This is a genomic window from Cohnella fermenti, from assembly GCF_004801405.1.
GTDB classification, from domain to species: Bacteria; Bacillota; Bacilli; order Paenibacillales; family Paenibacillaceae; genus Cohnella; species Cohnella fermenti.
The window spans coordinates 47,685-57,217 of record NZ_SSOB01000055.1; the positions used below are offsets into that span (position 1 = coordinate 47,685).

The 9,533-nt window shown below is 59.5% G+C and carries 8 protein-coding genes; 2 read left to right on the forward strand and 6 right to left on the reverse strand.

The genetic code is table 11. From position 1 onward, the window contains the following. A complete protein-coding gene (locus E6C55_RS29205; protein WP_211093669.1) occupies positions 1-1,608 on the reverse strand; it encodes a tagaturonate reductase in 1,608 nt (535 codons plus the stop codon). Further along, positions 1,602-2,435, reverse strand: coding sequence for an amidohydrolase family protein (locus E6C55_RS29210; RefSeq protein ID WP_136373368.1), 834 nt, complete (start codon positions 2,433-2,435; stop codon positions 1,602-1,604). Before E6C55_RS29210 ends, E6C55_RS29205 begins: the two co-directional genes overlap by 7 nt. A gap of 148 nt (positions 2,436-2,583) precedes the next feature. On the opposite strand from E6C55_RS29210, the gene E6C55_RS29215 reads away from it, so the two are divergent. Continuing rightward, positions 2,584-3,456 (forward strand): helix-turn-helix domain-containing protein, encoded by an 873-nt coding sequence (locus tag E6C55_RS29215; RefSeq protein WP_136373369.1) that lies wholly within the window; start codon positions 2,584-2,586, stop codon positions 3,454-3,456. Positions 3,457-3,709: 253 nt separating this feature from the next. Here E6C55_RS29215 and E6C55_RS29220 read toward each other — a convergent pair whose 3' ends face one another. The 4 genes from E6C55_RS29220 to E6C55_RS29235 all read right to left on the reverse strand — a co-directional run bounded on the left by E6C55_RS29220 (position 3,710) and on the right by E6C55_RS29235 (position 8,980). Then, positions 3,710-4,690: a Gfo/Idh/MocA family protein gene (locus E6C55_RS29220; protein ID WP_136373370.1), complete on the reverse strand. Its 981-nt coding sequence runs from the start codon at positions 4,688-4,690 to the stop codon at positions 3,710-3,712. Positions 4,691-5,096: 406 nt separating this feature from the next. Beyond that, entirely contained in the window at positions 5,097-6,332 is a 1,236-nt protein-coding gene (locus E6C55_RS29225) for an IS110 family RNA-guided transposase (protein ID WP_136373371.1), read from the reverse strand. A 607-nt stretch (positions 6,333-6,939) separates the two neighbouring features. Then, on the reverse strand, positions 6,940-7,890 hold the full coding sequence (locus E6C55_RS29230; protein ID WP_136373372.1) for a methylenetetrahydrofolate reductase: 951 nt from the start codon (positions 7,888-7,890) through the stop codon (positions 6,940-6,942). Positions 7,891-8,068: 178 nt separating this feature from the next. Beyond that, on the reverse strand, positions 8,069-8,980 hold the full coding sequence (locus E6C55_RS29235; RefSeq protein WP_136373373.1) for a LysR family transcriptional regulator: 912 nt from the start codon (positions 8,978-8,980) through the stop codon (positions 8,069-8,071). Positions 8,981-9,060: 80 nt separating this feature from the next. Here E6C55_RS29235 and E6C55_RS29240 point away from each other — a divergent pair, with 80 nt between their 5' ends. Beyond that, a complete protein-coding gene (locus E6C55_RS29240; RefSeq protein ID WP_136373374.1) occupies positions 9,061-9,366 on the forward strand; it encodes a hypothetical protein in 306 nt (101 codons plus the stop codon). Positions 9,367-9,533 lie beyond the last annotated feature (167 nt).

The window sequence follows — 9,533 nt, forward strand, 5'->3', positions numbered from 1 at the left end:
TTATGCCTCCTCTTGGTTGTCCAATGCCTTGTTATCCCATGCTGCGATGATCTTCGCCGTCCGTTCCGCAAGAGACGGCCAGCCCGACAGATCGGCGCCCCAGATCGCGGTCTGCGCGAGCAGCTTGCGCACCGCGGCCTCCGTCTGCGCCGTCGATGCCGCTCCCTGCGCCGCCTCCGCCCAGATGCCCGCGACAAGCTCGAGCAGCGCCTGATCGTCGCGCACCGCGTATGTCCCGCCGCCGGCGAGCGTCGTCCCGACGAAGCTGCCGTCCTCGGCGCGGCGAACCCGGTAGTAGCGGAGCAAGCCCGCCAGGCCCAGCGCCAGCCGCTCCGGCACCGCCTCGCCGCGCTCCGCGTAGAACGCCAGCGTCGGCAGCAGCCGCGTGCGGAACTTGCTGAGGCTGTTCATCGCGATGTCTGCCAGCCGGTGGCGAATGAACGGATTGCCGAATCGCTCGAACACGGCCGCCGCATAGTCCGCAAGCTCGCTCCCGTCGTACGGCAGCGTCGGCAGCACGTCCTCCCGCACCGTCTCGCGCACCGCCCGGCCAAGCGTCTCATGCTCCAGCAGCTCGCGGACGTGCTCCACGCCGTGCAGCAGGCCAAGCGGCGCCATCCACGTGTGCGCGCCGTTCAGGATGCGAACCTTGCGCTGTGCGAACGGCTTCAGGTCCGTCGTCCAGAACACATTCAGCCCCGCCTTGCGCAGCGGCAGCAGCTCCTCCAGCTCCGGCTCCGCCTCGATCGCCCACAGATGATACGGCTCGGCCGTCGTCAGCATCGGGTCGCGATAGCCCCACTCGGCGAACCACGCCTCCGCCTGCTCGTCTCCCGGATAGCCGGTCACGATCCGGTCGACGAGCGAGTTCAGGAAGCGATTATGCTCAAGCACCCACTGACGGAACGTCTCGGGGAAGCCCCAGTCGGCCGCATACTTCAGCACGACGTCGCGCAGCGCGTCGCCGTTCCGGTCAAGCAGCTCGCACGGCAGCAGAATCAGCCCCTTGTCCGCCGCGCCCTCGTACTTCAAGTACCGCTGGTACAGCAGGTACGCCAGCTTGCCCGGGAACGAGACGATCGGCTCGCCCGTCAGCGCTTCCGGCCGGTAGGCGATGCCAGCTTCCGTCGTATTGGATACGACGAAGCGCAGCTCCGGACTGACCGCGAGCTCCATAAGCCGCGTCCAGTTCGTGTACGGATCGAACGCCTCGGCGAATACGGAGATCATCTCCTTGCGTTCCACCGCCTGCCCGTTCTCCAGCCCGCGTGTCACCAGCGTGTACAAGCCGTCTTGCGCGGCCAGCGCGTCGATCTTCGGCTTGCCGGACGGCCGCGGCTGCGTCACCGCGATGCTGCCCTGGAACAGCCCCTGATCGCGGCACGATTGGATCATCCAGTCGAAGAACCCGCGCAGGAAGTTGCCTTCCCCGATCTGAAGCACCGTCACCGGCGCGCCGCCCGCCGCCTTCTGCTCCCCTCCATTTTGCCCGCTCCGCCCACCGTTCTGCTCGCTCTGTTCGCTCAGTCCGTTCCGCCCGCTCAGTTCGCTCTGTCCGTTCCGCCCGTTTAACCGCTCCAATGTCTTCTCGCTTAGCAGATTCAGCATTTGTAGAACTCCTTCGCATTGCCCCCGTACAGCTTCTCGCGGTCGGTCGGGCTCCATTGTTCAGGTATCGCTCTCTCCACAATATCCATCACCTCGTCGTACTCCGCCGCGAGCAGGCACACCGGCCAGTCGCTTCCGAACAGCACGCGGTCCGGACCGAAAAGCTCCAGCACATGGCGGATATACGGCGCGAATTGCTCCGCCTTCCATTGCTCATGGTCCGCCTCCGTCACCATGCCGGACAGCTTGCAGCGCAGCTTCGGATGCCGCGCCAGCTCGCGCATATGACCGAGCCACGGCTCAAGCTCTCCGGAGCGGATCGGCGGCTTCGCCAGATGGTCGATGACGCCGCGCAGCCCCGGCACCTGCTCGAGCAACCGCACAAGCGGCTCCAACTGATCGTGCCGCAGCAGCAGGTCGACCGGCACGTCCTCCGCCGCGAACCGCCGCAGCGCTTCCGCATAGGCCGGCTCCAGAATGCGGGACGCGTCCGGCATCTCCTGGATCATCGTCCGGAAGCCGACGAACTTCGGATGGCGGCGGAACCGTTCATAATGGCGGACGTGCTCCGGATCGAACAAGTCCAGCCAGCCGACCACGCCCAGAATCGTCTCCTCCCGCTCCGCCAGCGTCAGCAGATAATCCGTCTCCTCCGTCGTCGGGGCGGCTTGGACAACGATGCTTCCGTCCATCCTATGCTTTGCCAGGCTGGGCCTCAGATGTTCGGGCTGGAAGTCCCGGTACAACCGCTCCACCTCGGGCGTGATCCATCCGTAATCCCCGCGATCGATCTTCCAATAATGCTGATGGGAATCGATTCTCGGCATCGCGCTCTTCTCCTCCCGGCCGCAGCCGCTTGTTCTCATGCTCTCATTGTACTAGCGCAAATATGCTTGCAGATAGTGCTTGCAATTGCAACTTTGTAACTTATTTTGATATTCTGAAGAGGGAGAACAAGGAGGAGGAGAGAGTTCGATGAATCCCTACCGCAAGCCATTCTTCGGGGACCCGCTCTTCCCCTTCGAGCTCGTGTACCACGACAAGAAGAGCCGCGCGCGCGAGCTGCCCGACCATCTGCACGACCGCTACGAGCTCGTGTACGTTCACCGGGGCTCCGGCACTTTTTTTATCGATAAGACGTTCTACGAGAAGAAGCCGGGCGACCTGTTCGTCATCCCCGGCAATACGATCCACCGCTCGACGCCGGACGAGAGCGATCCGTACGTGACCAGCGCGCTGTTCTTCTCGCCCGCGTTCGCCAAGACCGAGTCGCTGGACGACTCGTATTCGCCGCTGCGCAGCTTCGAGACCGCCCGCAAGCTCAAGAGCTACAAGCTGGAGATGCCGGAGGAGCTGCGGGATGCGTTCGAGACCCTATTGGGGAAAATAAACCTGGAACTGCGGAACAAGGAGCTCGGCTACCGGGAGGCGGTGCGACTGTCTCTGGGGGATCTGCTGCTGCGGCTTAATCGCCATGCCGCCTCCGTCCTGACCGAAGAGACTTCGGTCGATTACGGCGTCGGGCCAGGCTGGATGAAGGAGGCTCTCCGCGCAATCGACGAGTCTCCCGAGCGGGACGCCGGCCTCGCGGAGATGAGCCGAAGGTCGGCGGTAACGCCGCCGCACTTCTCGCGCGTGTTCAAGCAGCTCACCGGCATGAACCTGACCGACTACGTGAACGCCAAGCGGATCATTCTCGCCAAGGAGCTGCTGACGGGCACCGACGACAGTGTCGGGGTCATCGCGGAACGATGCGGCTTCGGCAGCCTGCCGCACTTCCATCGGGTGTTCAAGTCGCTCACCGGCCTGTCCCCCGCCGCCTACAAAAAAAGCCTGGGCGCTCGTTAGCCCAGGCTGTTCATCGATAGGGTGCGGGCTCCCTTGACAGGACGGCGCGACTCCGACGATTTTATATGATTTTTCACATTCGTGATGGCCTCGAAACGGCCGGTTTAGCGATTTTATGCGGTTTTTCACATCTATCCAACGCCTGGCAGGGCCGAAGACGCTCATAAATGTGGTTTTTCGCATAAAATGCTCAATTCCGCCCATTGCACCGAGAACGAATGTGAAAAATCACATTCGTACGGCGCACGTCGCCTCAGTAGCTCAATCCCCACTGACCGCGAATCTCGTCGAGCGTCCCCATGATGGCAAGCGTCTCGGCGAGCGGCATATCCGCGCTCTCCGTGCGGCCTTCGCGCAAGCAGTCCATCGCCTCGATCGCTTCGAACGCATGCCCGTTGAACTCGCGGTCGTCCGTCACGGTAACCGGCTCTTCCCCGTTCGCATACAGCGTCGCCTTCTTCGAGAAGAGGAAGCCTTCGACATAAATCTTGCCCTTCGTGCCGTAGATCCACGCGTCGTTGTTCATGCCGAGCCGGACGGCGCCGTGCAGGGAAGCGACCCGGCCGCGATCGTATTCGAACAGCAGCGAGAACCGCTCGTCCACGCCGGTCTCGCCAATGTATGCCGTGCTCTGGATGCGCTGCGGACGCGCTCCGTACACCATCGAGGCGAACGAGATCGGGTAGATGCCCGCGTCGAGCAGCGTGCCGCCGCCCTTCGCCTTGTTCAGCAGCCGACCGTCCGGGTCCCAGCCGACATCGAAGCCGAACTCCGCCTTCAGCAGTTGCACCTCGCCGATCGCATCCTCCGCCAGCCATTGTCTCACCTGCCGGATAACCGGCAAGTAGCGCGTCCACATCGCCTCCATGACGAACAGGCCGCGTTCCTTCGCTTCGTTAACGATCTCGTCGGCTTCCTCCTTGTCCATCGTGAACGGCTTCTCGACGAGCAGCGACTTGCCGCCGCGCAGCAGCTCGATCGCGTTCTCCTTATGGACCGGATGCAGCGTTCCGATGTAGACGATCTCGACGTCCGGATCGGCCGCGAGCTCTGCGCAGCTTCCGTATGCACGCGGCACGCCGTACTTCTCCGCGAACGCCTCCGCCTTCTCCTTCGATCTCCCCGCGACCGCGACGAGCTCGGCTCCCGGCGCGTGCTTCAGCTCGGACGCGAAGTTGCCGGAGATGCCTCCCGGTCCCATGATGCCCCACTTGACGTTACGCTTGTCAGACATGAATGATGGCTCCTCTCCGAATCCTAGTCTTCCTCTACGATACCCCGAAGCGAACACGATTGCAAAGACGGCCAGGGAGGAGCGGATTTGCACGACATTCGTCGCGCTCCCCGATCCCGGCGGATCATGCGGGTTGTCGCTCCTCCTGCCCCAGTGCGGTTCGCGCGAGTCGCCGTGTCTCCGCCCCAGCGCGATCCGCACGAATCGTCGCTCCCCCTGCCCCGGCGCGGTTCACGCGATTTTATGTGGTTTTTCACATTCGTTGGCGGGATTCCGGGGGGATTGAGAGGTTTTATGTGGTTTAATACGAAAATTAACCCCCGCTAATGGCGGTCTGTACCGGATTTAGACAAAAAAAGTCCCACCACCCCAAAAAATCCGCTTGGATTTTTAAAAAATGGATAGACTATTCGCTAACGGGTTGTAACGAAACCTTGTATCCCATTTGACGGATGTACGTCAAATAACTTTCCAACTTTCTTTGCTCAGACGTTCCTTCGCCTAGGGGAACGTCTATTTCTTTGTATAGCGTTTTCTCTCGCATCATCGCATGCAAGATCCGTGCCATCAAATGTCCGGTTGCTACACTCGCCTTTTGCTCGCCTCTCCTCTTCCGTATTCTTCGGAAGAATCGACCGATCCGATTGTTTGACCGGTAGTTCGCCCATCCCGCTTGGCACAGGGCCCGTTTGAGATGTTTGTTCCCCTGCAACGCTTTCGTTTTCTTCCGCTTTCCCGCACTTTCGTTATTCCCAGGGCTCACTCCTGCCCACGAGGCGAACTGCGCGTCCGTCGGGAACATTTCTGCTACGTGCGGTCCCATCTCCGCTAAGATTGTTATCGCCGACGTTCGCTCGATCCCCGGTATCGAATCGATTTGTTCAATCATCTCCTCGTACGCACCGATCCGCCACTCAATCTTCTCTTCCAATCGCCCGATCTTTTCCTCCAAATACATCAGGTGTTCCCAGTGCTCGCTTATCATCTCCCGGTGATGCCGCCGCAACTTCCCATTAAGCGCATCCAGCAATTGGGGGACTTTCTTCTTCAGTTGCGTTTTGACCAGACTTCGCAGTTCCGCTTCCTCCAACACTTCTCCAGCCATAATCTTCTGCAGCAACGCTCGCCCCGACACCCCGAAGAGGTCCGACATATACGTGGTCAATTTGATGTTCGCATCCTGCAGAATCTTGTGAATCCGGTTCTTCTCCGAGGTTGCTGCTTGCACCAGCTTCGTCCGGTACCGCGTCAAATCCCTCAAGTCCCTTATGTTCTGCTCCGGCACCATACTCGGCTCGATTAGCCCACACCGATGCATCTCCGCTAACCGTTCCGCGTCCTTCTTGTCCGTTTTTTTACCAGACCTGCTCTTCACGCTTCGAGCATTCACCAACACTAATTCGCAGGTCCCCTCCAAGATGTTCCACACCGGCTTCCAATAGACTCCGGTACTTTCCATAACGACCTCTTTGCAACCTTGCTCCTGCAGCCAATCCTGAAGCTCCATCAACTCCCTTGTGGTTGTCCCGAATGTCCGGATCACGCATTGTGGCTTGTTCTCTAACGGTCCGTTCAGCACACACGCCACTACCGTTTCCTGATGGACATCCAACCCTCCGCAGCACCTTCGTACAGCATCCATCTCGACTCTACCTCCTACGTTTTCATACAAATCATGCGCCTGAGAGTGTGTAATTTAATACACGTACTATATGGGTCTACAATAGGCGATTCTCGACGGCGCAATAGAACGGTTTTTCGCACGGGGTATCTCCCAATAATCACTCGTCCTTTGATTTGTATCTTCAGTGTTCACGCTAGGGTAGCGTCTTCATAACTGCGGATGACCTCATACGAATAATTTTCATGGTAGGGGGTGACAACTGTCCTTGTTGTCATAGAGGTTTTTCGCATATATACGGAATTTCGAGGCGTAGTTGCGGCCATGTATGTGGTTTTTCGCATATAATCGTCCAAATGCCCCGTTATCGCCCTGCGCCAATGTGAAATTTCGCATAAAATCCGTAAATCGCCTGCACAGGGCCGGAGCGCGCATAGGGTCCGGAGCACGAGGGCAAAAGAAAAGCCGGAGCGCAAGCGCCCGGCCGATAAATCGTTGCGACAATCTATTTGCGCCTGCCGACACTTGTTTATCGCCTGCCCGACGACTATTTGCGCTTGTTCGACGGCTTTGGCGCCCGTTCGACGCCCAGCGCGAGGCGGTTAAGCCGCTTGCCCCGCCAGCTTCCTCATCTGCGTCCAACGCCGATCGTCCCGCGCAGCCTTCCGCGCATGAACGCCTTGATGTCCTTGGCCAGCTCGACCGCCGCCTCGATCTCGACCCTGCGGGTCGACACGCTCTCGATGCTGCAGCCGATCGGAATGCCCTTCTCGAGGCCGAAGTCGAACAGCTCCCCGAACACCTCGCACGACGAACGGATCGAATTGTCCAGAATATCCTGCGCGTGAAGCAGCTCGTTCTCGAGCCATCTCGGGATGCTGATGCCGAGCCACTTCATGAACTCCAGCGTCTTCAGCGAGCCGCACGGCGCCAGATTAAACAGAATGGGAACCATCGGGATGTCGTTGTCCGAACAATAATAGTAATAGTCCGACAGAAAATTCTTCGAAGCCTCCACATCGTAAGTCGCTTGAGAGATGAAGAACGAGCACCCGTTCTGCTGCTTGCCCGCCACCCGGAGATGCTCGTCTCCCTTGGCCTTGTGGCGCTCCGGAATGACGACTCCGCCGAAGCGGAGCTTCTCGTTCCGCTCCTTGCTGATCCTGTAGGCGTCCGGAAGCCGCATCGTTACTTCCTGCTTGCTCGACGAGGCGCCTACGAACACCGAGAAGCGATCCTCCGTCCGATCCGACTCGATCCACCTCGCAAGCTCCTCCGGCGTCTCCTTGCCGACGACCTTGTAGATGATCTTCGGCACATCGAACGCGTCGAGGTAATTCTTGCTGTATTCCGTCGGGTCCATCGCGGACAGGTACGGGAACGGGCGGTCCTGGTCGGTGCGGTCGGCCTCGTCCTGAACGTCGTACAGGACGAGCCCGTCGATGCCGATATCCTGAATTCGTTCGATCTGCCTCCGGGCGATCTCGGCGATCTTGCCCGGCTCGTGATTCGTCTTCGGCGGCGTCAGCCCGTAAGTCAAGATGCCCGGCTGCCGATTGTCGATTTTATGATTAAGCATAAAGCGATTCTCCCTCACCAAGTTCTATATCCCAGTTTAGCACCTCGGAATGTCGACTAGAAGCCCTATTCGTCCCGAATGCGAATCTCAATTGCTATAACTGGGTATAGCCTCAAGCTATATCGAGAGACATATGCCGCCAATTCGGATACATTCGCCCGTCCGCCTCTATTATCCTCTACTCGTCGATCGCCTGAATCGCCTGCTTCAGCGCGTCTACGTAAGCCGCCCCCAGCTTCGAGAGCGGAACGCTCTTGTGCGCGATCCAGCCGACATGGATCGTCTCGTTGATGTCGAGCGGCACAGGAATGATGTCGTTGCCGTTCAGATCCGAGCTCAGCACCCCCGTCGATATCGTATACCCGTTGAGCCCGATCAATAGATTAAACAGGGTCGCCCGGTCGTTGACCCGGATGCTTTTCCTATGGGACAATGTGCTGAGAATCTCTTCCGAGAAGTGGAAGGAATTGTACTCCCCTTGATCGAAGGACAGGTACGGATACTCGTCCAACTGCTCGATCGCGACGCTCTTCTGCTTGGCGAGGGGATTGTGCACACTGATAAAAATATGCGGCCTCGCCACGAACAAGCTATGGAACTCGAGCCCTGCGGACTTGAACAGCTTGTGGAGCACCTTGGCGTTGAACTCGTTCACGTAGAGGATGCCGATCTCGCTTCTCATGCTCCGGACATCCTCGATGATCTCGTACGTCTTCGTCTCGCGCAGCGCCAGCTCGTATTCGTCCAGCCCGTGCTCCTGCACAAGGCTGACGAACGCGTTGACCGCGAACGCATAGTGCTGCGTCGACACGGAGAAGTGCTGCGGGGACGGCTTGCCGCCCAGATAACGGTTCTCCAGCAAGTCCGCCTGCTCGACGACCTGCCGCGCGTAGGAGAGGAACTCGGTTCCTTCCTTCGTCAGCGTGATGCCCTTGTTCGTCCGCTCGAAGATCGTCACGCCGACCTCCTCCTCCAGCTCGCGGATGGCGTTGGACAGGCTCGGCTGGGAGATGAAGAGGCGCTTCGCGGCTTCGTTCATCGAGCCCCGGCCGGCGACCTCGATCACGTACTTCAGTTGTTGCAGCGTCAAGGGGCGGCCCCTCCGTTCGGCGATAGTTACGTCCATTATAGCTCATAACCAACACCGGGGGAAAAGGGGGAGAGGCGCTCATGAGCACAAAAGTGGGGAGATACGCAACGTTCTGGCTTGCGTCCGCCAGCTTGGCGATCTGTCTCGGCGACGCGTTGGGCAGCGGCCTGGCGAACATCGTCCTCATCGGGCTCAACCCGCTGATCGATGCCATCAAATTCGCCGAGCCGTTCCAGAGCTGGATCGTGGACACAGACGCTCTGCGCATGGAGCCGAGCAGTGCCCTGATTCCGCTGAAGCTTCCGGCGTACCTGATTCACTTCAGCAGCTACGCCTTGACGGGACTGCTGGCGGACTGGGCGATTCGGAGGACGATGAGCCGATGATTCGCCGTTCCGACGCCCCTCGGTCCCCCGATCCACGCGATTTATGGTCGAGTAGGTAGGGCCTCTCCTTTCGAGGATTGTGCCCGTCCCCCTCACAGATCCGTACGTGCGGAATTCCCGCATACGGCTCTTCGACGCATCTTTCACAGAATGGTTATTTGTAGATA